This window comes from Cellulosimicrobium sp. ES-005, from assembly GCF_040448685.1.
In the GTDB taxonomy this organism is placed as follows: Bacteria; Actinomycetota; Actinomycetes; order Actinomycetales; family Cellulomonadaceae; genus Cellulosimicrobium; species Cellulosimicrobium cellulans_G.
In genome coordinates, this window is sequence record NZ_CP159290.1 from 1,216,908 (window position 1) to 1,242,819 (window position 25,912).

Below are 25,912 nucleotides of genomic sequence, written 5' to 3' on the forward strand. Positions count from 1 at the left end.
CGAAGTTGTAACGGCAGCAAAAGGCTGCGATCTTATGATTGACCGTCGTCAAAAGGTCGGCTAGGTTCACCGCATGGTCACCGCAGACCCTCCCCAGCCGCTCCTGCAGATGCAGGGCATCGTCAAGGTCTTCCCCGGGGCTCGAGCGCTCGACGGCGTCGATCTCGAGATCCTCCCCGGAGAGGTCCACTGCCTCCTCGGGCAGAACGGCGCCGGCAAGTCCACCCTCATCAAGGTGCTCGCCGGTGCCCACCAGCCCACCGAGGGTCAGATCCTCCTCGACGGCGAGCCCATCACCATCTCCGACCCCGTCGCCGCGCTGAAGCACGGCGTCGCGACCATGTACCAGGAGCTCGACGTCGTCGACGGCCTGACCGTCGCGGAGAACGTGTACCTCGGGCACGAGCTCGCGACGCTCGGGTTCTCCCAGCGCCGCGAGGCCGTGCGCAAGACGCGGGCGATCCTCAAGCGGCTCGGCCACTCGGAGATCTCGCCGACCACGGAGGTCGAGCACCTCTCGGCAGCGGGGAAGCAGATCGTCTCGATGGCCCGGGCGTTGTCCCACGACGCGCGCGTCATCATCATGGACGAGCCGTCCGCCGTGCTCGACTCCGAGGAGGTCGGCAACCTCTTCCGCGTGGTCAAGGAGCTGACCAAGGCCGGGGTCGCCGTCGTCTACATCTCGCACCGTCTCGAGGAGATCCGCGAGATCGGCGACCGCATCACGGTGCTCAAGGACGGCCGGACCGTCGCGCAGAACCTCCCGGTCTCCGAGACGCCGACGGCGAAGCTCATCACCCTGATGACCGGGCGCTCGGTCGAGTACGTCTTCCCCGACTCCCAGGAGCTCGCCGCCGACGCACCCGTCGTGCTCGACGTCGAGGGCCTGTCCCTGCGGGGCACGTTCGAGGACGTGTCGCTCCAGGTGCGCGCCGGGGAGATCGTCGGCCTGGCGGGCCTGGTGGGCGCCGGCCGCTCGGAGATCATCGAGACGATCTACGGCGCGCGGCGCGCGACGGCGGGCACGGTCCGGGTGGACTCGAAGCGGCTTCGCGCCGGCTCCGTGGCCTCCGCCGTGGACGCCGGGATCGGGCTCGCGCCGGAGGAGCGCAAGAGCCAGGGTCTGCTCCTCGACGAGCCCGTCTACCGCAACGTCACCCTCTCGACGTTCGCCCGCTTCGCGCGCGGCGGCTTCCTCGACGAGGGCGCGGAGCGCAAGGCGGCCAAGGAGCAGGCCGACTCGCTCGAGCTGCGGCCCGCCGGCGTCGACCGCGCGATCCGCACGCTCTCGGGCGGCAACCAGCAGAAGGCGATGCTCGCCCGCTGGCTGGTCCACGGCTGCCGCGTGCTGCTCCTCGACGAGCCGACGCGCGGTGTCGACGTCGGTGCGCGCGCCGAGATCTACGCCCTCATCCGCAGGCTCGCCGACGAGGGTGCCGCCGTCGTCGTCGTGTCCAGCGAGATCCCCGAAGTCCTCGGCCTCGCCGACCGGGTCCTCGTCGTCTCCGAGGGTCGCGTCGTGCACGAGGGGCCCTCGAGCTCCATCGACGAGCACCAGGTGCTCGACATGGTCATGGAAGGAAGTGTCGCGTGAGCGAGCAGCAGGTGTCGGCCTCGAAGCCGACGGACAAGCCGGACGCCGACGAGTCGGCCCGGGTCGAGAAGGCCGCGAGCGAGCGCCGCAAGGGCGGGTTCATGTCCGGGCCGGCGGGTCGCAACATCGGCCTCGTCGTCGCACTGCTGCTCCTGTGCGTCGTGGGCTTCGCTACGGGGGGCGAGCGGTTCGCGAGCGTCAGCAACCTCATGACGATCCTCAGCCTCGGGTCGATCCTCGGTGTCTTGGCCATCGGCATGACGTTCGTCATCACGACGGGCGGCATCGACCTGTCGGTCGGCTCCGTGGTCGGGCTGGCGTCGGTGTGGGCGACGACGCTCGCGACCCAGTCGTACGGCTGGGTCGTCATGGTCATCTGCGCACTCGCGGTCGGCGTCGGTGCCGGTCTCATCAACGGCGTGATCATCGCCTACGGGCGGGTCGTCGCGTTCATCGCGACCCTTGCGATGCTCGTCGCGGCGCGTGGCCTCGCCGAGCTCATCGCGCAGAAGCGCACGCAGATCGTCAACGTCGCGGAGTTCAACGACATCTTCCGGGGCAACCTCCTCGGGGTCCCGAAGATCGTCTGGATCTTCGCGATCGTCGCCGTGCTCGGCTGGTTCCTCTTCAACCGCACGACGTTCGGACGCCGGACGGTCGCCGTCGGCGGCAACCCCGAGGCCGCGCGTCTCGCGGGAATCAAGGTGAAGCGGCACCTCATGTACGTGTACGCGCTGTCCGGGCTCACCGCCGGTATCGCTGCCGTCATGTTCCTCGCCCGGACGAGCGCGGGTTCCTCGACCAACGGGCTGCTCATCGAGCTCGACGCCATCGCCGCAGTGGTCGTCGGTGGCACGCTCCTCGTGGGCGGTCGAGGCACGATCGTCGGCACGGTCCTGGGCGTCCTGATCTTCACGACGCTCACGAACGTCTTCATCATCAACAACGTCGACAGCTCGGTCCAGCAGATCGCCAAGGGCGCGATCATCGTCGGCGCGGTCCTGCTCCAGCAGCGCCTCGCCCGGCGGACCACCTAGCCATTCCTCCTACGACCCACGACACCACTCACCCCCCACAAGTTCCGCAGAGTTCCTCCCGCAGGACAGCATCGAAGGAGATCCCATGTCCGCACGCACCACCCTGCGCCGCCGCTTCATGATCGCGACGGTCTCGGCCGCCTCGATCGCCCTGATCGCCACGGCGTGCACGTCGAACACCCCGACCACCGAGGACACCGCGGACGGCGACGGAGGCGGCAGCAGCAACGAGGCCGTCTCCGACAACGACGCCCCGGGCGACCCGATCGTCATCGGCTTCTCGGCCCCCGCTGCCGACCACGGCTGGATGGGCGCCATCACGACCGCGGCCGAGGCCGAGGCCGCGGAGTACGAGGACGTCGAGCTCCGCGTCGCGGACGGGACGAACGACGTCAACGTCCAGATCAGCCAGATCGAGGGCTTCATCAACGACGGCGTGGACGCGATCGTGCTCCTGCCGTTCGACGGCGCCGCGCTCACCGAGGTCGCGACCAAGGCGATGAACGCCGGGATCCCGGTCATCAACGTCGACCGCGAGTTCTCGAGCCCGTTCGCCGCCCGGGCCACGATCCTCGGCGACAACTACGGCATGGGCGTGAGCGCCGGCCAGTACATCTGCGAGCAGCTCGGGGACAACCCCGACGCGGTCGTCGCGGAGATCGCGGGCATCGACTCGCTCCCGCTCACGCAGGACCGTAGCCAGGGCTTCGAGGACGCGCTGTCCGACTGCGGCCTCGACGTCGACAACCGCGTCGCGGCCGACTTCACCGTCCAGGGCGGCGAGGCCGCGACGGCGAACCTGCTCCAGGCCGCGCCGAAGATCGACGCCATCTGGAACCACGACGACGACCAGGGCGTCGGCGTGCTCTCCGCGATCGAGAACGCGGGCCGCGACGAGTTCTTCATGGTCGGCGGCGCCGGCTCGAAGCAGGTCATGGAGCACATCAAGGCCGGCGACTCCGTCCTCCAGGCGACCGTCGTCTACCCGTCGACCCAGGCCGCGGACGGCATCAAGCTCGCCCGCCTCGTCGCGCACGAGCGCAGCATGAGCGACCTCGCGTCGTCCGGCGTCCCCCGCACGATCCAGCTCTTCGCGCCGGTCGTGACGAAGGACAACGTCGACCAGTACCTGCCCACGGCGTTCCAGTCCTGACGGGCCGCTGACGCCCGTCGTCAGCACGCAGCACGAAAGCACGCGGACCACGCCCACGGTCCGCCCGGGACGACCCCGGCCGGACCGTGGGCGTGCTCACGTCACGCGCAGGAACATGCGCACGGAAGGAACGTCATGGCAGGAAACGACGGCGCGCAGCTCGGCGTCGGCATGGTCGGGTACTCGTTCATGGGGGCAGCGCACTCGCAGGCCTGGCGGACTGCCCCCCGGTTCTTCGACCTCCCTCTCGACCCGCGCATGCGGGTGCTCGGCGGCCGCAACCCGGAGGCGCTGGCCGCCGCCGCCCAGCGGCTCGGCTGGGAGTCCACCGAGACGAGCTGGCAGGCGCTCGTCGCGCGGGACGACGTCGACCTCGTCGACGTGTGCACGCCCGGCGACACGCACGCCGAGATCGCGATCGCGGCGCTCGAGGCCGGCAAGCACGTGCTGTGCGAGAAGCCGCTCGCCAACACGGTCGCCGAGGCGGAGAAGATGGTCGAGGTGGCCGAGGCCGCGGCCGCGCGCGGTCAGGTCGCGATGGTGGGCTTCACCTACCGCCGCGTGCCGGCCATCCAGCTCGCGCGCCAGCTCGTCGTCGACGGGCGGATCGGGACCGTGCGCCACGTCCGCGCGCAGTACCTCCAGGACTGGATCGCGGACGAGAACGCGCCGCTGTCGTGGCGGCTCGACAAGTCGAAGGCCGGCAGCGGGGCGCTCGGCGACATCGGCGCCCACGTCATCGACCTCGCGCAGTTCATCACCGGCGAGAAGATCACGAGCGTCTCGGGACTGCTCGAGACCTTCGTGACGGAGCGTCCGGTCGCGACGGAGTTCGCGGGGCTGTCCGGCCAGGGCGGCACCGAGCGCGGGCCCGTCACCGTGGACGACGCGGCGGTGTTCCTCGCCCGGCTGTCCGGCGGGGGCATCGGGACCTTCGAGGCCACGCGCTTCGCGTACGGCCGCAAGAACGCGATCCGCCTCGAGATCAACGGCTCGAAGGGGTCGGTCGCGTTCGACTTCGAGGACATGAACGTCCTGCACTTCTTCGACGCCGCGGACGACGCGGTCGTCGCCGGCTTCCGGCGCATCGTCGTCACGGAGCCGGAGCACGCGTACGTCGCGCACTGGTGGCCCGCGGGTCACGGGCTCGGGTACGAGCACGCCTTCACGCACCAGGCGGTCGACCTCGTCGAGGGGATCGCCTCCGGGACGCACCCGGCGCCGACCTTCGCGGACGGCCTCGTGGTGCAGCGCGTGCTCGACGCGGTCGAGCGGAGCGCGGCGTCGGGCGGCTGGGTCCAACCGTAGTATCGAGTCCGGGTCGGCCCGCGGGGCGGAGGGTCGACCCGGACACCGGCCCGACGGTGCCGGCCGTTGCAGCGCAGCACGGCCGGCCGGAACCGGCTTGGAGAAAGGAGGCTGGACGCGCCGCGACGGCGCGCATTTAGTACGACGGGCAATCAAAATTGTCGGTCGAATATCCCGGGACGGCGGCCGGCCGATGGCGGCACCCGGCGGAGCGCAGCACTGATTCCCCATCTCGACGAGGAGACCTTGTGAGAAACGTGCTAGGAGGATCGCTCGCCATGAGGCGGACGGTCGCGGCAGCCGCCGCGGCAGCGGTCGCTCTCCCTCTGACCATGGCGGCGGCGACGTCGGCGACGGCCGCACCGGTGCCCACGGGCGTCGCGGCGGCGCCCGTCGTCACGGCCGCGGACACCGAACCGTTCGACGTGCTCGTCTTCAGCAAGACCGGTGGCTTCCGCCACGGGTCGATCCCGGCGGGTATCGCAGCGATCCAGAAGCTCGGTACCGAGAACAACTTCGAGGTCACCGCGACCGAGGACGCGGGCGCGTTCACGGACGCGAACCTCGCGCAGTACGACGCCGTCGTGTGGCTGTCCACGACCGGTGACGTGCTCAACGACGACCAGCAGGCCGCGTTCGAGCGGTACATCCAGAACGGGGGCGGGTACGCGGGCATCCACGCGGCGTCCGACACCGAGTACGACTGGCCCTGGTACGGCGGGCTGGTCGGCGCGTACTTCAGCGCTCACCCCCAGAACCAGACCGCGACCGTCAAGGTCGAGGACCACGTCCACGAGTCGACGGCGCACCTGCCCTCGCGGTGGGAGCGGTTCGACGAGTGGTACAACTTCCGCACGAACCCGCGTGACACGGTGCACGTGCTCGCGAGCCTCGACGAGACCACGTACAACGCGGGCAGCGGCGCGATGGGCGCCGAGCACCCGACGGCGTGGTGCCAGGTCTACGACGGCGGCCGCTCCTGGTACACCGGCGGTGGCCACACCGACGAGTCGTACGCCGACCCGGCCTTCCTCCAGCACCTGCTGGGCGGCATCCAGACGGCCGCGGGCGCCGTGGCGTCGGACTGCGCGGCGACGCAGTCCGCGAGCTACGAGCAGATCGCGCTCGACGAGGAGACGCGCAACCCGATGGTCCTGGACGTCGCGGACGACGGCACGGTGTTCTACGCCGAGCGCGACGGCCGTGTGCAGGTCATCGACCCGTCGACCAACACGACGCACACCGCGACCACCCTCCCGGTGACCACCGCCAACGAGGACGGTCTGCTCGGGCTCGTGCTCGACCCGGCCTTCTCGGAGAACGGGTGGGTCTACACCTACTGGGCTCCGTCGAACGTCGGCTCCGACGGCCCGCACAACCGGATCTCGCGGTTCGACTTCGACCCGGCCACGGGCACGATCGACCAGGCCACGGAGAAGAAGGTCCTCACCGTCACGACGCAGCGCAACACGTGCTGCCACGCCGGCGGTGACATGGTCTTCGACGAGGACGGCAACCTGATCCTCGCGACGGGCGACAACACCAACCCGTTCGAGTCGGGTGGCTACTCGCCCCACGACGAGCGCGCCGGTCGTCAGGACTACGACGCCCAGCGGTCGTCGGCCAACACCAACGACCTGCGCGGCAAGGTCCTGCGCATCCACCCGGAGGCCGACGGGACGTACACGATCCCCGAGGGCAACCTCTTCGCCCCCGGCACCGAGAAGACGCGTCCCGAGATCTTCGCCATGGGCTTCCGCAACCCGTTCCGCATCGGGGTGGATCCCTACTCGGGCAACATCCTCGTGGGTGACTACGGCCCCGACGCCGGTAGCGCGAGCCCGACGCGTGGCCCGGGCAACACGGTGGAGTGGAACGTCGTCAGCGAGCCCGGCTTCTACGGCTGGCCGTACTGCACGGGCGCGAACGCGGACTACCTCAAGTACAACTTCGCGACCGGCCAGTCCGGCGCGGCGTTCAACTGCGACGCCGGCCCGGTCAACCAGTCCCCGAACAACACGGGCCTGACCCAGCTGCCCCCGGCCATCGAGGCCGAGATCTGGTACAACTACGCCGGCAACCCGGACTTCCCGGAGATCGGCGGCGGCGGTGCGCCCATGGGCGGCCCCGTCTACCAGTTCGACCCCGAGCTCGACTCCGACGTCCAGTGGCCCGAGTACTGGGACGGCAAGGCGTTCCTGGGCGAGTGGAACCAGGGCAAGCTGTACTCGGTCCAGCTCGACGGGGAGAACCGCGACGACATCGTCGACGTCAACCGCGTCCTGCCCAAGATCTTCGACCCGAGCGCCGGGTTCGACCGTGCGATGGACTTCGACTTCGGTCCCGACGGCGCGCTCTACGTCGTGGACTGGGGCTCGGGCTTCGGCGGCGACAACGACTCGAGCGGGATCTACAAGGTCAACTACGTCAAGGGCAACCCGTCGCCGATCGCGCGGGCGAGCGCCGACGTGACGAGCGGTCACGCGCCGCTGACGGTGCAGTTCTCCTCGGAGGGCACGCGCCACCCGTCCGGAGACGCGCTGGCCCTCCAGTGGACGTTCGGCGACGGCTCGGAGCCGTCGACCGAGGCCAACCCGGTCCACACCTACACGGAGAACGGCTCGTACACGGCTCAGCTCGTGGCGACGGACTCCCAGGGTCAGACGGGGGTCGCGAACGTGTCGGTCGTCGTCGGCAACGACGCGCCGACGATCTCCATCACGTTCCCCGACAACGGCGGGTTCTTCCAGTGGGGTGACCAGGTCCGGTACGAGATCGCGGTCGACGACCCCGACGGTGAGGTCGACTGCAGCCAGGTCGAGCTCTCGACGTCGCTCGGTCACGACTCGCACGCCCACCCGATGGACGTGCTCGGCGGCTGCGAGGGCGTCTTCCAGACGGCGCGCGACGAGGGCCACGGCATCGAGTCGAACATCTTCTGGGTGATCGAGGCGTCGTACACGGACGACGGTGGCGCCGCCGGCGCCCCGCTCACCGCGAACGACCTCCAGGTGCTCCAGCCCAAGCTGCTCCAGGCGGAGTTCTTCACCTCCACCGGTCGCCTCGCGAGCTCCACGAGCACGGGTGACCCGGGCGTGCAGCGTGAGACGACGGGCGACACGGCCGGCGGTGGCCAGAACATCGGCTACATCGAGCCGGGCGACTGGTGGGCCTACGACCCGATCTCGCTCTACGGCGTGGACTCGATCGCGCTGCGCGCGGCGTCGCCGAGCAACGCCACGATCTCCATCCGCTGGAACGCTGCCGACGGGCCCGAGATCGGGACCGTGCAGGTGCCCGGCACCGGGGACTGGCAGGTCTACCAGAACGTCTCCGGGACCCTGACCGACGTGCCCGCGGGCACGGGGACGCTCTACTTCGTCCTGACGTCCGGCCAGGCCAACGTCAACTGGCTCGAGTTCGACGGCCGCGGCGTCACGGACAACGAGCGCCCGACCATCGACTCGTTCGAGGTCACCCCGACGACGGGCACCGCCCCGCTGACGGTGACCGCGACGGCGACCGCCTCCGACCCCGAGGACGACGCGATCACCTTCGCGTGGGACGCGGGTCTCGGTGACGGCTTCGCCGACGGGACCGACTCGTTCGAGGTCACGTACGACCAGCCGGGCACGTACCGGCTCCAGGTGCGTGCCTCCGACGAGCGCGGCGCGTACTCGGTGGAGTACACGACCGTGACGGTGAAGGCGCCGCAGACCGGGCCGGGGATGTGCTTCTCGGGCCGCTCGGACGACTTCCTCGGGACGGACCTCGACGAGAACCGCTGGTCGGTGCTCAACCGTGACCAGAACCTGGTCGTCCGGGACGGCAAGCTCGTCATCCCGACGACGGCGACCGACTTCTACAGCACGGGCAACACCACGGTGCCGAACGTCGTGCTCCAGGACCTGCCGGACGGGCCGTTCACGGCCACGGCCAAGCTCACGCTGCCGGCTCGCCAGCAGTACCAGCAGGCCGGTCTGGTGATCTGGGAGGACCAGGACAACTACGCCAAGATGGTGCTCCAGGGCCGTTCGCAGTCCGCGGACCCGGCGACCCGGATCTTCCAGTTCATCCGTGAGGAGAACGCCCAGCCGAACGAGGTCAGCGCGTCCAACACGGCGAACCTCGGCGCGGACTACCCGGACACGGTCTACGTCCGGTTCGTCAGCAACGGCGAGAACCTCCAGGCGGCGTACTCGGCCGACGGCGTCGACTTCACGACGATGTCGGAGACCAAGTCGATCGCCGACCTGGAGAACGCGAAGATCGGCCTCGTGTCGCTCAAGGGGAACAACACCACGTCCCCGGTGATCGACGCCGAGTTCGACTGGTTCTCGATCACGCCCGACGACACGGCGTCCGCCCCCGGGCCGGACGACGAGTTCGACGGCACCGCCCTCGACGCGTGCCGCTGGTCGATCGTCCGCGAGGACCCGACCGGCTACCGCGTGGCGGACGGCTCGCTCCAGATCGACACGACCCCGACCGACATCTACGGGACGGGCAACACGGACGTGCCGAACATCATGCTCCAGGAGCAGCCGGGTGACGAGTGGACGATCGAGACCGTCGTCGACGGCTCGGCGTTCGACCGTCAGTACCAGCAGGGTGGTCTGATCGCCTACGCCGACGACGACAACTACGTCAAGCTCGACTACGTGGTCGACAACCAGGCGGGCCAGGCCAAGAACGCCCGGATCGAGCTGCGCAGCGAGGTCGGCGGCGTGGTCCAGAACCCGCAGCCGCAGACGGCGAGCCTCGCCGAGTCGGTCTGGCACCTGCGCCTGACCCGCTCCGGTGACACGTTCACCGGTGCGTACAGCGCGGACGGCGAGACCTGGACCACGTTCGACCAGACCGTGGCGAACACGGCCGCGGCGGACGCCCAGGTCGGTCTCTTCGCGCTCGGTGCGTCGGCCGACACCGGTGCGGCGGCGTCGTTCGACTACTTCCGGGTGGTCGGCGACGAGGTCGAGCCGATCGCGGTGACCATCACCGCGGAGACGCGCTGCATGGCCGGCAAGGTGTTCGTCGCGGTCCGCGCGACGAACGACGACGCGGTCCCGGTCGCGATCACTCTCGAGACCCCGTACGGGTCGAAGGAGTTCGCGGACGTGGCGCCGGGTGCGAACGCCTACCAGTCGTTCGCGTCGCGTGCCACGGGGATCGACGCCGGCACCGTGACGGTGACCGCGACCGACGCCGAGGGGAGGACGTTCTCCGGGACGGCGGACTACGCCGCCCGGGCCTGCTCCTGACAGGTTCCGGCGGGCCGGTGCTCTGAGCACCGGCCCGCCGGGCACCGCGCTCGGCGTGCGGGCGCTCGGCGGACGGGCGGCCCATCGGCCGGGCCGACCGTACGCTGCCCGCACGACGAGCACGACGGGGACCTCCGGGTCTCCGGCCCCGGCGCCCGGGAACGGGCGCTCCGGCCCGGCGCCGGGGCACCCCCGGGGTCCGACGACCGCCGTCGGCCCCGGAGCCACCCACAGACCACGACGAGGTGATGACCCGATGTCCCGAACGTCTGCGCAGCCCAGCGGCACCCGCAGCGGCACCAGCACCCGCACCCGACCCCGCGTCGGGGTGCGCGCTCTTCTCACCGCGGCGCTCGGCGTGCTGCTCGGCGCCGTCGTCGCGCTGCTGGGCGTCGCGGCCCCCGCGGCCGCGCACGGCGGCGACGTCGTGATCTCCCTCGGCACCGACGGGGAGGGCGGCATCTCCGCCAACCTCACCTACAAGATCGACGGGCACCCGGTCGAGGAGTCTGCCGACGTCTCCGTGACCGCGGAGTCCGCCGACGGCGAGACCGTCGGACCGCTCACCCTCTCCTCGGCGTCGGAGGGCGTCGGCTGGTACACGTCCGAGCCCGGCGTCCTCGCCGAGGGCAACTGGACCCTCACCGCCACGATCACCCACCCGGCCGAGGCGACCGCCACCGCGCAGGTCGACGTCGTGCCGCTGCCCGAGCTCGCTCCGGAGGCGGCCGACGAGGCCGCGGCCGACGAGGCCGCGGCCGACGCCGAGGGCGGCGCCGCGGACGGGGCCGACGAGGACGCCGACGCCTCGGCGGAGGGGTCCGGTACCGCGGACGACGAGTCGAGCGGGAGCGGCGCGGGCGTGTGGATCGCCGTCGCCGTGGTCGCCGCGCTCCTCCTCGTCGGCGGGTACGTCGTCGTCCGCCGCCGTGCACGCACAGCCGCCGCCGACGAGGCGTCGGACGGCAAGCCCCGATCCCTGTCCAGCACGTCCGCCCGGTGACCCCGGGCGCGATACCGAGAACGACCGAAGGAGACACGACCATGGCACGACCGATCACCCTCTTCACCGGGCAGTGGGCCGACCTGCCGTTCGAGGAGGTGGCGCGGCTCGCGTCCGGCTGGGGCTACGACGGCCTGGAGATCGCCTGCTGGGGAGACCACCTCGACCCGTGGCGCTGGGACGACGACGAGTACGTCCAGGGCAAGCTCGACCTGCTGGCCAAGTACGACCTCAAGGTCTACGCGATCTCGAACCACCTCAAGGGCCAGGCCGTCTGCGACGACCCGATCGACCAGCGCCACCGCGACATCCTCCCCGACGTCGTGTGGGGCGACGGCGACCCCGAGGGCGTGCGCCAGCGTGCCGCCGAGGAGATGAAGCACACCGCGCGCCTCGCGGCGAAGCTGGGCGTGAAGACCGTCGTGGGCTTCACGGGCTCGGCGATCTGGAAGTACGTCGCGATGTTCCCGCCCGTCTCGCAGGAGGCGATCGACGCCGGCTACCAGGACTTCGCCGACCGCTGGAACCCGATCCTCGACGTCTTCGACGAGGTCGGCGTGAAGTTCGCCCACGAGGTGCACCCGAGCGAGATCGCGTACGACTACTGGACGACCGTCCGCACGCTCGAGGCGATCGGGCACCGCGAGGCGTTCGGCCTCAACTGGGACCCGAGCCACATGGTGTGGCAGGACCTCGACCCGGTGAGCTTCCTGTGGGACTTCAAGGACCGCATCTACCACGTGGACTGCAAGGACACGAAGAAGCGGATGCACAACGGCCGCAACGGCCGGATGGGCTCGCACCTCGCCTGGGCGGACCCGCGCCGCGGCTGGGACTTCATCTCGACGGGCCACGGCGACGTGCCGTGGGAGGACGCGTTCCGCATGCTCAACACGATCGGCTACGAGGGCCCGATCTCCGTCGAGTGGGAGGACGCCGGCATGGACCGCCTGGTCGGCGCGCCCGAGGCGCTCGCGTTCGTCAAGAAGTACGCCTTCGACGCTCCGGACGCGGCCTTCGACGCCGCGTTCTCGACCAAGTAGCACGCACAGTCTCCCGCCGGCCGGCTCTGCCGGCCGGCGGGTGGGGGAGAACAGTCCGACACGCCACCGCCCCCGGCCCCTCGACGGCCGGGGGCGGTGGCGTGCCCGCGTCCGGGTCTCGTCCGTCGTCCCGTCGCGCGTCGCCCTCCGCGTCGTCGCTGGCTGCGGCCATGTGATCCTTCACATTTGTTTCGTGGCTTGGGTTATCTAACCGTGACGATCAATGTTCGGCTTTTGCTTGACGCTCGACAGAAGTGGCCCTACGTTGTCATCCATGCGAGCCGACGACGTCGCGCAGGACGTGCGTACCCCGGTGCTGGACCCGGGTGCCCACCTCCCCGGAGCGACCACGACAGGGGCCCCTGCCGCCCGTACGACCTTCCCCGCCAGCGCCCCCGACGCGGGCGGTCTGCCGGCCTCCGGCTATCGCGCGGGAATCCTCGGCGCCGGGTTCATGGGGGGCGTCCACGCGCGGGCCGTGCGCACCGGCGGCGGCCGGGTCGTCAGCGTCGCGGCCGCCGACCTCGACATCGCCCGCGCAGCCGCGCCGGGGCTCGGGGCCGAGCGCGCCGTCGCCACCGCGGAGGAGCTGCTCGCCGACCCCGAGGTCGACGTCGTGCACGTGTGCACGCCCAACCACCTGCACGTGCCCCTCGCCCGCGCCGCGCTCGCGGCGGGCAAGCACGTCGTGTGCGAGAAGCCGCTCGCGACCGACGTCGAGGGCGCGGTCGAGCTCGCCGGCCTGGCCGCCGAGGCCCGCGCGGCGGACGGCCGGGTCGCCGTCGTGCCGTTCACGTACCGGTTCCACGCGATGGTGCGCGAGGCGCGCGAGCGCGTGCGCCGCGGCGAGGTCGGCACCATCTCGCTCGTGCACGGCTCGTACCTGCAGGACTGGCTCCTGCGGGAGTCGGACGACAACTGGCGCGTCGACCCCGCGCTCGGCGGCGCGAGCCGGGCCTTCGGGGACATCGGCTCCCACTTCTGCGACCTGCTCGAGTTCACCACCGGGCAGCGCATCGTCCGGCTCGTCGCGCAGTCGGCCACCGTCAACCCGCACCGCCGGGGCGCGGACGGCGTCGTGCACGAGGTGGCGACCGAGGACGCCGTCACGCTCCAGTACGCGACGGACGGCGGGGCGCTCGGGACCGCGGTCATCTCCCAGGTGTCGGCGGGCCGCAAGAACCGTCTCTACCTCGAGATCTCCGGCTCGGAGTCGACGCTGTCGTTCGACCAGGAGCAGCCCGAGACGCTGTGGGAGGGCCGCCGCGACGTCTCGCGCCTCCTCGTCCGCGACCCCGAGGCGCTCTCCCCGGCCGCCGCGCGCTACTCGCGCCTGCCCGCCGGGCACCCCCAGGGCTACCAGGACTGCTTCGACGCGCTCGTCGGCGACACGGCGGCGGCGATCCGCGGCGAGGTCCCGGACGGGCTGCCCACGTTCGACGACGGCCTGCGCGCCGCCCGCCTCGCCGCCGCCGTGGGCGAGTCGGTGCGCTCGGGCGGCTGGGTGGAGGTGCCGGCATGACCGCGACGACCACGCGCGAGCCTCGGCCGCCGACGGCGGGGGAGGGCGGCGACGGGCCGATCCTGCGGCTGCGCGGCATCGGCAAGGAGTTCTTCGGCAACTCCGTGCTGCGCGGCATCGACCTCGACGTGCGGCCGGGCGAGGTGCACGCGCTCGTCGGCGAGAACGGCGCCGGCAAGTCGACGCTCATGAAGATCATCGCGGGCGTGCACCGCCCCGACGCGGGCACGATCGAGCTCGACGGCGCGGACACCACCTTCGCGTCGCCGCTCGCCGCGCAGCACGCGGGCGTGTCGACGGTGTTCCAGGAGTTCAACCTCCTGCCCGAGCGGTCCGTCGCCGAGAACGTCTACCTCGGTCGCGAGCCGCGCCGCGCGGGACTCGTCGACCGCCGCCGCATGCACGCCGACACCACGGCGCTCCTCGCCGACCTCGGCCTCACCGGCCTCGCCTCGTGGACGCGCGTCGGCTCGCTCTCGGTCGCGCAGCAGCAGATCGTCGAGATCGTCAAGGCCGTGTCCTACGACGCGCGCATCATCTCGATGGACGAGCCGACGGCAGCGCTGGCCGACCAGGAGGTCGAGCTGCTCTACGAGCTCGTCCACCGGCTCAAGGAGCGCGGCGTCGCGATCCTCTACGTGTCGCACCGCCTCAAGGAGATCTTCGACCTCTGCGACACCATCACGGTGCTCAAGGACGGCAACCACGTCCTGACGACGCCGACGTCCGACATCGACCCCGACCGGCTCGTGCGCACCATGGTCGGCCGCGACTTCGCCGGGTACTTCCCGGACAAGGACCCCTCGACGGTCCCGGGCGAGGTGCGCCTCGCGCTCGAGGGCGTGGGCAACACGCAGGTCGACGACGTCTCGCTCGAGGTGCGCGCGGGAGAGATCGTCGCGCTCGCCGGCCTCCAGGGCTCGGGACGCACGGAGATCGCGCACGGCATCTTCGGGATCGCGGGCTTCACCCGCGGGCGCGTGCTCGTCGGCGGCACGCCGGTCGACGTGCGCTCGCCGCGCCAGGCGGTGCGGGCCGGGCTCGCGCTCGTGACCGAGGACCGCAAGGCGGAGGGCCTCGCGCTCGGCCAGTCGATCCTCGCGAACGCGCGGCTCGTGCTCGACGCCGTCGTGCCCGGCCAGGCGGACCGGCGCGCGAAGCGCATCCCCGGCATCCTCTCCTCCCTGGAGCTCGTCGCGAGCTCGCAGGAGGCCGAGGTCCAGTACCTGTCGGGCGGCAACCAGCAGAAGGTCGTCCTCGCGAAGTGGCTGGTCACCGACCCGCAGGTCATCGTGCTCGACGAGCCGACCCGCGGCATCGACGTCGGCGCCAAGCGCGCGGTCTACGACCTCATGCGCGAGCTCACCGCGAGCGGAGTCGCCGTCCTGTTCATCTCCTCCGAGCTCCCCGAGGTCGTCGCGATGGCGGACCGCGTGCTCGTCATGCGCGACGGCCGCCTCGCGGGCGAGCTCCCCGCCGGCAGCGACGAGGAGACCGTCATGGCACTCGCCACGGGCGCGGGGGAGGACACCTCCGGCGAGCACGTCCAGGTCGACCTCGACGCTCTCGCCGGCGCCGACGACCTCCCGGGCGCCGAGCCCGCCACCGCGCCGGACGGACCGTCCGCGTCCGCCCAGCACCCCACCGACGGCCCGCAGGAGGACCGATGAGCACCGCGGTCGCGACCGCCGCCCCCACCGCGCGCCGCGCCCCCGCGCGTCGGCGCCGCCTGGGGTCGACGGAGATCGTCTACCTCGCCCTCGTCGGGATCCTCGTGATCGCCGGCGTCCTCGTCGCCGTCGGCGGCGGCAACCTGTTCAGCACCGCGAACACGGCGTACATGCTCACGCAGACGAGCCTCCTCGGTTTCGTCGCGATCGGGCAGACGTTCGCGATCCTCTGCAAGTCGCTCGACCTGTCGGTCGGCTACGTCGTGGCGCTCAGCTCGATCGTCGGCGCGACGACCATGGCGGGCGACCCCTCGCGCGTCTGGCTCGGCGTCCTCGCGGCGGTGGGCGTCGCGGCGGTCGTCGGCCTGGTCAACGGGCTCGTCATCGCGAAGCTCCGCGTCAACGCGTTCATCGCGACGCTCGGCGTGGGCCTCATCATCAAGGGCTACCTCGACACGCAGTTCAAGGGCCCGGCGGGCGAGGTGCCCGCCTCGTTCCAGATGTTCGGGTACACGCGCGTCGGCCCGGTGCCGATCTCGACGATCGTCATGCTGCTCGTCGCGGCCGTCGGCGTCGTGCTCCTCACGCGCACCCGGCCGGGTTACCACATGTTCGCGGTCGGCGGGAACACCGACGTCGCGCGGCTCTCGGGCATCCGGACCGACCGGACGCTGGTCCTCGCGCACGTGCTGTGCTCGGTCTGCGCGGGCGTCGCCGGTCTGCTCATCGCCGCTCGCTTCGGCACCGGCAACGCGCTCGTCTACTCCTACGGCCTCGACCTCGACTCGATCGCGGCCGTCGTGCTGGGCGGCACGCTCCTCATGGGCGGGCGCGGCTCGATCGTCGGGACCGTGGGCGGCGTCCTCATCCTCGCGGTGCTCGACACGGTGTTCAACGTCCTCGACGTCGACCCGTTCTTCAAGGACGTCCTGCGCGGCGTCATCATCATCGCCGCCGTCGCGCTGTACGCCCGGCGCCAGATCGACCCGGCGAGCAGCCGGGCCCGCTTCCGCCCGACCCGCACCGGAGGTGCGTCCGCATGACCACCGACACCACGCGCCGGACCATCCCGCCGCGCGCGCCGCGGGCCGGCTGGCTCGAGCGCCTCACCGCGGGCGGGAGCTGGACCGTGTTCGCGCTGCTCGTGCTCGTCTTCGCGGTCATCCTCGTGATGAACCCGTCGTTCGGCGAGCCGATGTCGCTCATGGCCTTCGTCAAGAAGGCGGCGCCGCTGGTCATCCTCGCGATCGGACAGTACTTCGTCATCGTCTCGGGCGAGTTCGACCTCTCGGTCGGGTCGCTCGTCGGCGCCCAGGTCGTCATCGCGGCGAAGCTCATGGACGGCGAGGACTCGATGACGTGGCCCGTCATGGCCCTCATGATCGTCTTCGGTCTCGCGGTCGGCCTCGTCAACGGCCTCGTGACGACGCTGCTCAAGGTGCCGTCGTTCATCACGACGCTCGGCATGATGCTCGTGCTCTACGGCGCGATCCGGCTCTGGACGGGCGGCGCCCCCACGGGCGCGCTGACCGACGGGTTCCGGCAGTGGGGACGCGGGGGCATCCCCGACACGCCCGGCCAGTTCCAGGTGCCGTACGCGCTCATGGTCGTCGTGGTGCTCGGCGTCCTCGCCGCCCTGCTCATGCGCCGCCCGTTCGGCCGCACGCTCGTCGCGACCGGCGACAACGACGTCGCGGCCGGCTACGCCGGAGGCTCCGTGTGGTGGGTGCGCACGCGCGCCTTCCTCCTCTCGGGCTTCATGGCCACGGTCGCCGCCATCCTCATCGGTGGCTACGCGGGCGTCACCGCGCAGGTCGGGCAGGGCCTGGAGTTCATGGCCATCACGGCCGTCGTGCTCGGGGGCGTCGTGCTCGGCGGCGGGCGGGGCACCGTGATCGCCGCGATGGCCGGCGCGCTCACCCTCGAGGCGCTGTTCACGCTGTTCAACCAGCTCAGCCTCCCGTCGACGATCCGGCCCGCCGTGCAGGGCGTGATCATCATCGCGGCCGTCGCCTACGCCGCGCTGCCGCGCCGGTCGCGGCGCCGCTCGTCCACCCCCGACGCCCCGCCTGCCGCGGGCCCGACCCCCGCACCGAAGGAGCCCGCCCCCGCGAACGCCTGAGCACCGGCGCCCCGGCGGACTCCCGCCCGCGCGACCCCGACCACGCCCGAAAGACCCCCTTCCGAGCTGTACCCCTTCCCCCGCACGCTGCGGGACGACGACGTCTCACCCCCAAGGAGAGAAGGACATGCGACGTACACGAGCACTCCTGGCCGGCGCGGCGGTGGCCACGCTGTTCCTCACGGCCGCCTGCACGACCGACACCCCCACCGACACCGGCGAGGGTGGCGAGACCTCGGCCGAGGAGAGCCCCGCGAGCGAGGAGTCCGGCGGCGCCGACTCCGAGTGGTTCGTCCAGGCGGACTACGACCGTCAGCTCGCCCAGCGCGAGGTCGTGCCCGAGGGCCCGGCCGACCAGCCGTGGCTGCAGGCGATCGAGCCCGAGTACGTGGACACGGCCGAGTACGCGAGCGAGGGTGGCGGCAAGACGCTGTGCTTCTCGAACGCCTCGGTGTCCAACCCGTGGCGCGTGACCGGCTGGATCACGATGCAGCAGCAGGTCGACGTGCTGAAGTCCGAGGGCGTCATCGGCGAGTTCCGCGTCTCGGACGCGGCGGACGACGACAACAAGCAGATCTCCGACATCCAGGCGTTCGTCGAGGCGGGCGACTGCGACGCGATCGTCATCTCCCCGTCCACGACGGCGACCCTCACGCCCGCGGTCGAGGCCGCGTGCGAGTCGGGCAAGCCCGTCATCGTGTTCGACCGTGGCGTGAACACCGACTGCATGGTCACGTTCATCCACCCGATCGGCGGCTACGCCTACGGTGCCGACGGCGCCGAGTTCCTCGTCGAGAACCTGGAGCCGGGCTCGAAGGTGCTCGCGCTGCGCATCCTGCCCGGCGTGGACGTGCTGGAGAACCGCTGGGCCGCGGCCGACAAGATCTTCTCGGAGTCCGAGCTCGAGGTCGTGGGCGCGGAGTTCACCGGCGGTGACGGCGCGAAGATCAAGGACATCGTCACGCAGTACCTGCAGCGCGGGGACGTGGACGGCATCTGGATGGACGCGGGCGACGGCGCCGTCGCGGCGGTCGAGGCGTTCGAGGACGCCGGCAAGCCCTACCCGGTCTTCATGGGCGAGGACGAGATGAGCTTCCTGCGCAAGTGGAAGGACACGGACATGACCGCCCTCGGCGCCGTGTACTCGAACTTCCAGTGGCGCACCCCGATCCTCGCGGCGCAGATGATCTGGGCCGGCGAGCAGGTCCCGTCGGAGTGGGTCCTGCCGCAGGCGCCGATCGAGGCCGAGGAGCTGGACGCGTACCTCGAGGCGAACAAGGACATGCCGTCGCTGCACTACGCGAAGTTCGGCGGCGAGGACCTGCCGGGCTTCCCGGAGGCATGGACCGACCGCTGACCGGACCGCTGACCGGACCGCTGACCGGTCGTCCGCACGGGACCTGACAGGTCCCGCAGAACCACCCGGTCCGACCCTCGCGGTCGGACCACCCAGGGGCCGCCCGGTCGCCGTCCGACCGGCCGGGCGCCCCGCCCGCCCGACGACGCGGCGCACCTCCCGTGCGGAGGTGCCCCGCAGCGTCGGGCACGCGGGCGGGACGGCCGAGAGCTCGGACCCGACGAGAGAGAGCGACGTGGCTCTTCCTACCCCGGCCCTGCCGCTGCGCCGCCGTGCGCTCGGCGTCAACACGTGGGTCTGGACCTCCCCGCTCACCGACGACGCGCTGCGCGACCTCGCGCCCCGCGTCGCGGGGTGGGGTTTCGACGTGCTCGAGCTGCCCGTGGAGAACCCCGGCGACTGGGACCCGGCGACCGCCGCGACGGTCCTCGCCGACCACGGCCTCGGCGCGAGCGTCTCGCTCGTCATGGGCGAGGGCCGCGAGCTCGTCGCCGCGGACGCCGCGACGGTGCGTGCCACGCAGGACTACCTGCGGCACGTCGTCGACGTCGCGCGCACGGTCGGCGCCCCGGTGATCGGCGGACCCGCGTACGCGTCGGTCGGGCGCACGTGGCGCCTGACCCCCGCGGAGCGCGAGGCGGCGTACTCCGAGCTCGCCGAGAACCTGGCACCCGTCGTCGAGCACGCGATCGCGGCCGGCGTCGTCGTCGGGCTCGAGCCGCTGAACCGCTACGAGACGAGCCTCGTCAACACCGTCGACCAGGGGCTGGAGGTCGTGCGGCGGCTGCCCGCGGCCGGCATCGGCCTCATGCTCGACGTCTACCACATGAACATCGAGGAGACGGACCTGCCCGCCGCGGTCGCGCGCGCGGGCGAGCGCATCGCGCACGTCCAGGTGTGCGGCAACGACCGGGGCGCACCCGGCAACGACCACCTGGACTGGCGCGCCCTCCTCGCCGCGCTCGACGCGACCGGCTACGACGGACCCCTCGTCATCGAGTCCTTCACGGCCGACAACGCGACGATCGCCACGGCCGCCTCCATCTGGCGGCCGCTGGCGCCGACCCAGGACGCCATCGCCGTCGATGGCCTGGCCCACCTGAAGGGACTGATGCCCACGCCGGAGCACCCGTAGCCGTAGTCGATCCACGACCGCAGCGCCGGCACGCCGCGGGATGACGACCACCCTTCCCGGACGACGACGTCCGGGTCCGCACGTCATGCCCCTGGAGGCAGCACGATGACCGCACGACGCCCACGCAGGGCGAGGTCCGTCGCGGCACTGACCATCGGAGCGCTCGCGTTCACGCTCGCGCCCGTCACGATGGCCAGCGCCGCCGACGACCCCGTCCCCGCGGACGAAGAGCACAAGGTGCTCATCTTCACCAAGACGACCCAGTTCCGGCACAGCGAGGCGATCACGCAGGGCACCCCGGTGCTCGAGGCGGCGTTCGCCGAGGTCGGCATCGCGTCCGACCACACGGAGGACTCGACCGTCTTCAACGACGAGACCCTCGCGCAGTACGACGCCCTGGTCATGTTCCAGACGTCGGGCGACCCGTGGAACGCCGACGAGAAGGCGGCGCTCGAGCGCTACCAGCAGGCGGGCGGCGGCATCGTCGCGATCCACAACGCCACGGACATGCGCGGCAGCTACGGCTGGTGGGACGACATGATCGGGGCGCTCATGCCCGGTCACGCCGCCACCGGCACCAGCCCCGGCCTGCCGGGCACGGTCCGCGTGGAGGACCGCACGCACCCGTCGACCGAGCACCTGTCCCAGCGCTGGACGCGCGCGGACGAGTGGTACAACTACTCGGCCAACGTCCGCGGCAGCGCGCACGTGCTCGCCACGATGGACGAGTCCACGTACGACGCGGGCAGCAACAAGATGGGCTACGACCACCCGATCTCGTGGTGCAAGCCCTACGACGGCGGTCGCGCCTGGATGACCGGCATGGGCCACTTCGGGGCGCACTACACCGACGAGCCCGACCTCGTGCAGCACATCGTCGGCGGCGTCCAGTGGGCCGCGGGCCTCGTCGAGGGCGACTGCGGCGGCACCGACTGGGGCTCGTTCGAGAAGATCGCGCTCGACACCAACACGAGCGCGCCCTTCGGCATGGACGTCGCGCCCGACGGCCGCGTGTTCTACACCGAGCTCGTGCGCGGGCAGATCCGCGTGTACGACCCCCGGACGCAGAACACCACGACCGCCATCACCATCCCGGTGTACTCCGGCGGCGAGGACGGCCTGCTCGGCATCGCGCTCGACAAGGACTTCGCGGAGAACGGGTACCTGTACCAGTACTACGCGCCGGCGAGCTCGAACGACTCCGACCCGGCGAACTTCTTCAGCCGCGTCTCGCGGTTCACGGTCTCCTCCGAGGGGCCCGGCTCCACGGTGATCGACCCGGCGTCCGAGAAGGTGCTCATCGAGATCCCGGCCGGGCGCCTGCCCGACGAGCCGGGTCACACGGGCGGCGGCCTCCTCGTCGACCACGAGACCGGTGACCTGTACATCGGCGTCGGCGACGACGTGAACCCGCACTCCGAGCCGTCGGGCGGCTACGCGCCGATCTCGGAGCGTGACGGCACGTTCCACGACGCGCGCGCGACGTCCGCGAACACGAACGACCTGCGCGGCAAGGTCCTGCGCATCCACCCCGAGGCCGACGGCACCTACTCGATCCCCGAGGGCAACCTGTTCGCCCCGGGCACCGAGAAGACGCTGCCCGAGATCTACGCGATGGGCTTCCGCAACCCGTTCCGGTTCACGATCGACGCGAAGACGGGCAACCTCGGCGTCGCCGACTACTCGCCCGACAACGGGTCGGACAACCTCGCGAACCGCGGCCCGGCCGGCATCGCCGAGTGGAACCTCATCAAGGAGCCCGGCTTCTACGGCTGGCCCCTGTGCATGGGCAACAACGAGCCGTTCCGCGACGTCGACTACCGGACGAACCCCGTCACCGTGGGCGACTTCTTCGACTGCGACAACCCCGTCAACGACTCCGTGAAGAACACGGGCCTCACCGAGCTGCCCCCCGCGCAGCCGGCGGACCTCTGGTACGGCTACCAGCGCTCGTCCGTCCCCGGCGTGATCAACGCCGGCGGCGGTCTCGCGCCCATGGGCGGCCCGTTCTACCAGTTCGACCCGGAGCTCGACTCCGACACGAAGTTCCCGGCGTCGTACGACGGCAAGGCCTTCTTCTACGAGTGGGCCCGCAACAAGATGTACACGATCGACCTCAAGGACCCCGAGGCCGCGCCCGGCGCGACCGACGTCGAGAAGGTCAACCCGTTCCTCCCGCAGGAGCAGTTCCTCGCGCCGATCGACTCCAAGTTCGGCCCCGACGGCGCGATGTACGTGCTCGACTGGGGCGGCGGCTTCGGCCGCGACAACCCGAACTCGGGGCTGCACCGCATCGACTACCTGTCGGGCTCGCGCTCGCCGGTGTCGAAGCCGGTCGCGACGCCCGACTCCGGCATCGCGCCGCTCGAGGTGACGTTCGACGGCACGGGGAGCACCGACCCCGAGGGCGAGGAGCTCACCTACGCGTGGGACTTCGACGGTGACGGCACGACGGACTCGACGTCCGCCGCGCCCAGCCACACCTACACCGAGAACGGCGTCTACGACGCCCGCCTCACGGTGACCGACCCCGCCGGCAAGGTGGGCACGGCGACCGTGCCGATCACGGTGGGCAACACGCGGCCCGAGGTCGACTTCGGCCTCCCGCCCACCGGGTCCTTCTTCACGTTCGGCGACGACATCACGTGGGACGTGTCGGTGACCGACGCGGAGGACTCGCCCGAGGGCGACGAGATCGACGACGAGCAGGTCATCATCCAGCCCGCGCTCGGGCACGACGCGCACGCGCACCCCGCCGAGCCGCTGCACGGCCGCACGGGCACCGTGGCGACGAGCCTCGGCGGCGGCCACGGCGAGGACATGAACGTCTTCTACGTGATCGACGCGCGCTACACCGACCGCGGCGGCGAGGGCGACGTGCCCGCGCTCACCGGGTCGGACACGACGCTGATCTTCCCGAAGAAGCGCGAGGCGGAGTTCCACACGACCTCCGACGGCACCACGACGATCCCGAGCCGGGACGTCGAGGGCGGCGGCTCCGTCATCACCGGGTCGAACGGTTCCTGGGCGTCGTACGACCCCGTGAGCCTCTACGGCGTGCAGGCGCTGAACCTGCGCGTCGCGGCGGCGGCCGAGGGCACGATCGAGCTGCGTCGCGACGCGGCCGACGGCGAGCTCCTCGGCACGGCCGAGATCCCGCAGACCGGGCTCGGCACGTTCACGGACGTGACCGTCGAGGTCACCGACCCCATGGAGCCGTTCACGCTCTACGTGGTCTTCCCCGGTGAGGGCGAGCGTCGTCTCAACTTCATCGAGGCCGACGGCAAGGGCGTCTCGGACACCACCCGTCCCAAGGTCCGCATCACGTCCCCCGAGGCGGGCGTCCGCCTCGAGCAGGGCGAGATGGCGGTCACCGCGGAGGCGGACGACACCGAGAACACGGTGACCCAGGTCGAGTTCTTCGTCGACGGCGAGTCGATCGGCGTCGACGACACGGCTCCGTACGAGGCCACGTGGAACCCGACGGCGGACAACTACTACGAGCTGACCGCCGTCGCCACGAACGACAAGGGTCTGTACACGCGCTCGCGCGTGGTGCTCGCCCAGGTCGGCGACCTCTTCGCGGGGATGAAGACCTTCACCAACGCGAACGGGACGTTCGAGCAGCTCGCCGAGGGCAAGTACCTCGTCACGTCGGGCGGCGCGAACATGTGGCAGGGCACCAACGAGTACTCGACCATCTACCGCGAGCAGGGCGCCGACGAGAACTGGTCGGCGACGGTGAAGATCAACAGCCAGGGCAACTCGAACGGGTCCGCCAAGGCCGGGATCATCGTCCGCAACGACGTCACGCAGACGGCGAACTCGCAGGGCTACGCGGCCCTGGGCATGCGCCCGAGCGGGGGCTTCGAGTGGCTGCGCGGCAACTCCAGCGGGCAGCTCACGGCGTCGACCGGCGCGAGCACGACGAGCTACCCCGCGTGGGTGCGGATCGTGCGCGACGGCGACCTGTACACGGCCTCCTGGAGCAAGGACGGCGAGAACTTCACGCAGATCGGCGAGCCGCAGGCCCTGCCGGGTGCGGCGTCCGTCCAGGACGTGGGTCTCTTCGTCACGGCGCACAGCACGACGGCGACGAGCGCGGTCGAGTTCCAGGACTTCGTGTTCGACGACGACCCGCAGACCGAGGAGCCCGGCGGCGGGAACCCGCCGCAGTGCCTCGCGGACTCGTCCGACGAGTTCGACGGCGACGCGATCGACCCGCGATGGACGGTCGTCCGCCAGGCCGACGGCAAGCCGATCACCGTCGCCGACGGCCACGCCGTCCTGCCGGTCGTGCAGGGCGACATCAACGAGGCGCAGACCGGGCCGATCAGCTACCTCGGTCAGCCCGCGCCCGCCGGGTCGTGGACGCTCGAGACCAAGCTCGACGTCCCGCTCGCCCGGCACTGGCAGCACGCCGGCCTCCTGGTCCACGTGAACGACGACGAGTACACCAAGCTCGCGTTCACCAAGAACCAGAGCGGCGCCCGCTTCCTCGAGTTCCAGACCGAGACCGGTGGTGCCCGGACGTGGCACGGCCAGACGGACGTGGCGACGGACTTCCCGTCGTCGATCCACCTGCGCCTCGTCTCGGACGGGTCCGCGATCACGGCGGCGTACTCGGCGGACGGCCAGGCGTGGACGGCGCTCGGGGGCTCCGCGCCCGTCAAGCCCGGCGCCACGTTCGGCGTCATGGCGGGCGGCGACACGGCGACCGCCGACACGGTCGCGAAGGTCGACTACGTCCACGTCACCGGCGCCGAGCCGGACGACGGCGTGCGCGAGCCGAGCGACGAGTTCGAGGGCGACGCCCTCGACGGCTGCCGCTGGGACGCGATCGTGCGCTACGACGGGTCGAAGGTCGCCGTCGCCGACGGCGAGCTGCGCATCACGACCCAGCCGGGCGACATCAACGCCGGGAACAACGGCGACCCGCGCAACTTCGTCCTCCAGACCGCTCCGGAGGGTGACTGGGTCGTCGAGACGCGGTTCAAGGCGCCGCTCGTGCACCGGTGGCAGCTCGCGGGCCTCATCGCGTACGGCGACGACGACAACTACGTCAAGGCCGACGTGCTCGCGAAGAACGCACCGGGTGCGGCGCTCAACCTCGGCGCCGAGCTCGTCTCGGAGAAGGGCGGCCAGTTCGGCAACGGCGGCAACCGCCAGCTCGAGCTCGCCGACTCGACCGAGTCGGGCTACTGGTACCTGCGGCTCGAGAAGGTGGGCAGCACCTACCAGGGCTGGGTCAGCGACGGCGGGGTGACCTGGACGCCGCTGGGCGCCCCGGTCACCAACGACGCGGCGCTGACGAAGGTCGGCCTCATGGCGATCGGCCCGGAGCAGGAGACCCCGGTCACGGTGGCGTTCGACTGGTTCCGTCTCACGACGGAGTCCGAGCCGGAGCCGACGGTCGACGTCGAGGTCACCGCGTCCGCCCGCTGCCTCGCGGGCAAGGCGTACCTCGCGATCCGGGCGACGAACGTCGACGAGGCGCCCGTCGCGATCACCCTGACCACGCCGTTCGGCTCCAAGGAGTTCGGCGCGGTCGAGGTGGGCGGCAACGCCTACCAGTCGTTCGCGTCGCGTGCGACGTCGTTCGACGCGGGCACGGCCACGGTCACGGCGACGCTCGGCGACGTCACGACCGAGATCGAGGTGCCGTACGACGCCGTGAGCTGCGGCTGACGGCGGGCCGGTGACGGGC

The 25,912-nt window shown here is 71.4% G+C and carries 14 protein-coding genes; all 14 read left to right on the top strand.

The annotated features are described in order from the left end of the window. Window positions 1–73 precede the first annotated feature (73 nt). Window positions 74–1,594, top strand: a complete 1,521-nt coding sequence (locus ABRQ22_RS05195) for a sugar ABC transporter ATP-binding protein (protein ID WP_353708806.1) — start codon at window positions 74–76, stop codon at window positions 1,592–1,594. A gap of 101 nt (window positions 1,595–1,695) precedes the next feature. Further along, window positions 1,696–2,631, top strand: a complete 936-nt coding sequence (locus ABRQ22_RS05200; RefSeq protein ID WP_353709503.1) for an ABC transporter permease — start codon at window positions 1,696–1,698, stop codon at window positions 2,629–2,631. A gap of 85 nt (window positions 2,632–2,716) precedes the next feature. Beyond that, the gene (locus tag ABRQ22_RS05205) at window positions 2,717–3,784 is read left to right on the top strand and encodes a substrate-binding domain-containing protein (protein WP_353708807.1); all 1,068 of its coding nucleotides are present in this window, start codon (window positions 2,717–2,719) and stop codon (window positions 3,782–3,784) included. Window positions 3,785–3,919: 135 nt separating this feature from the next. After that, window positions 3,920–5,092: a Gfo/Idh/MocA family oxidoreductase gene (locus ABRQ22_RS05210; protein WP_253053547.1), complete on the top strand. Its 1,173-nt coding sequence runs from the start codon at window positions 3,920–3,922 to the stop codon at window positions 5,090–5,092. A 278-nt stretch (window positions 5,093–5,370) separates the two neighbouring features. Then, window positions 5,371–10,353, top strand: coding sequence for a ThuA domain-containing protein (locus ABRQ22_RS05215; protein ID WP_353708808.1), 4,983 nt, complete (start codon window positions 5,371–5,373; stop codon window positions 10,351–10,353). A gap of 256 nt (window positions 10,354–10,609) precedes the next feature. Then, the gene (locus tag ABRQ22_RS05220; RefSeq protein ID WP_353708809.1) at window positions 10,610–11,356 is read left to right on the top strand and encodes a hypothetical protein; all 747 of its coding nucleotides are present in this window, start codon (window positions 10,610–10,612) and stop codon (window positions 11,354–11,356) included. Between the two features lie 41 nt (window positions 11,357–11,397). Next, window positions 11,398–12,399 (top strand): sugar phosphate isomerase/epimerase, encoded by a 1,002-nt coding sequence (locus tag ABRQ22_RS05225; protein ID WP_253053553.1) that lies wholly within the window; start codon window positions 11,398–11,400, stop codon window positions 12,397–12,399. Window positions 12,400–12,673: 274 nt separating this feature from the next. Next, window positions 12,674–13,921 carry a Gfo/Idh/MocA family oxidoreductase gene (locus tag ABRQ22_RS05230; RefSeq protein ID WP_253053555.1) on the top strand — a complete coding sequence of 416 codons (1,248 nt, stop codon included), beginning with the start codon at window positions 12,674–12,676 and terminating at the stop codon, window positions 13,919–13,921. After that, a complete protein-coding gene (locus tag ABRQ22_RS05235) occupies window positions 13,918–15,591 on the top strand; it encodes a sugar ABC transporter ATP-binding protein (protein WP_353708810.1) in 1,674 nt (557 codons plus the stop codon). Before ABRQ22_RS05230 ends, ABRQ22_RS05235 begins: the two co-directional genes overlap by 4 nt. Further along, complete coding sequence (locus ABRQ22_RS05240) at window positions 15,588–16,634, top strand: ABC transporter permease (protein WP_253053568.1); 1,047 nt, start codon at window positions 15,588–15,590, stop codon at window positions 16,632–16,634. The genes ABRQ22_RS05235 and ABRQ22_RS05240 overlap by 4 nt, the downstream gene beginning before the upstream one ends. Next, window positions 16,631–17,713, top strand: a complete 1,083-nt coding sequence (locus ABRQ22_RS05245) for an ABC transporter permease (RefSeq protein WP_353708811.1) — start codon at window positions 16,631–16,633, stop codon at window positions 17,711–17,713. Before ABRQ22_RS05240 ends, ABRQ22_RS05245 begins: the two co-directional genes overlap by 4 nt. A gap of 127 nt (window positions 17,714–17,840) precedes the next feature. After that, the gene (locus ABRQ22_RS05250) at window positions 17,841–19,070 is read left to right on the top strand and encodes a substrate-binding domain-containing protein (RefSeq protein WP_253053572.1); all 1,230 of its coding nucleotides are present in this window, start codon (window positions 17,841–17,843) and stop codon (window positions 19,068–19,070) included. A gap of 235 nt (window positions 19,071–19,305) precedes the next feature. Further along, window positions 19,306–20,205: a sugar phosphate isomerase/epimerase family protein gene (locus ABRQ22_RS05255; RefSeq protein ID WP_253053583.1), complete on the top strand. Its 900-nt coding sequence runs from the start codon at window positions 19,306–19,308 to the stop codon at window positions 20,203–20,205. A gap of 105 nt (window positions 20,206–20,310) precedes the next feature. Further along, on the top strand, window positions 20,311–25,893 hold the full coding sequence (locus ABRQ22_RS05260) for a ThuA domain-containing protein (RefSeq protein WP_353708812.1): 5,583 nt from the start codon (window positions 20,311–20,313) through the stop codon (window positions 25,891–25,893). The last annotated feature ends 19 nt before the right edge of the window (window positions 25,894–25,912 follow it).

Excerpts from the sequence above, each read along its gene's own strand:
- ABRQ22_RS05195 (WP_353708806.1), top strand. The coding sequence starts at position 74 with ATGGTCACCGCAGACCCTCCCCAGCCGCTCCTGCAGATGCAGGGCATC.
- ABRQ22_RS05200 (WP_353709503.1), top strand. The coding sequence starts at position 1,696 with ATGTCCGGGCCGGCGGGTCGCAACATCGGCCTCGTCGTCGCACTGCTG.
- ABRQ22_RS05205 (WP_353708807.1), top strand. The coding sequence starts at position 2,717 with ATGTCCGCACGCACCACCCTGCGCCGCCGCTTCATGATCGCGACGGTC.
- ABRQ22_RS05210 (WP_253053547.1), top strand. The coding sequence starts at position 3,920 with ATGGCAGGAAACGACGGCGCGCAGCTCGGCGTCGGCATGGTCGGGTAC.
- ABRQ22_RS05215 (WP_353708808.1), top strand. The coding sequence starts at position 5,371 with ATGAGGCGGACGGTCGCGGCAGCCGCCGCGGCAGCGGTCGCTCTCCCT.
- ABRQ22_RS05220 (WP_353708809.1), top strand. The coding sequence starts at position 10,610 with ATGTCCCGAACGTCTGCGCAGCCCAGCGGCACCCGCAGCGGCACCAGC.
- ABRQ22_RS05225 (WP_253053553.1), top strand. The coding sequence starts at position 11,398 with ATGGCACGACCGATCACCCTCTTCACCGGGCAGTGGGCCGACCTGCCG.
- ABRQ22_RS05230 (WP_253053555.1), top strand. The coding sequence starts at position 12,674 with ATGCGAGCCGACGACGTCGCGCAGGACGTGCGTACCCCGGTGCTGGAC.
- ABRQ22_RS05235 (WP_353708810.1), top strand. The coding sequence starts at position 13,918 with ATGACCGCGACGACCACGCGCGAGCCTCGGCCGCCGACGGCGGGGGAG.
- ABRQ22_RS05240 (WP_253053568.1), top strand. The coding sequence starts at position 15,588 with ATGAGCACCGCGGTCGCGACCGCCGCCCCCACCGCGCGCCGCGCCCCC.
- ABRQ22_RS05245 (WP_353708811.1), top strand. The coding sequence starts at position 16,631 with ATGACCACCGACACCACGCGCCGGACCATCCCGCCGCGCGCGCCGCGG.
- ABRQ22_RS05250 (WP_253053572.1), top strand. The coding sequence starts at position 17,841 with ATGCGACGTACACGAGCACTCCTGGCCGGCGCGGCGGTGGCCACGCTG.
- ABRQ22_RS05260 (WP_353708812.1), top strand. The coding sequence starts at position 20,311 with ATGACCGCACGACGCCCACGCAGGGCGAGGTCCGTCGCGGCACTGACC.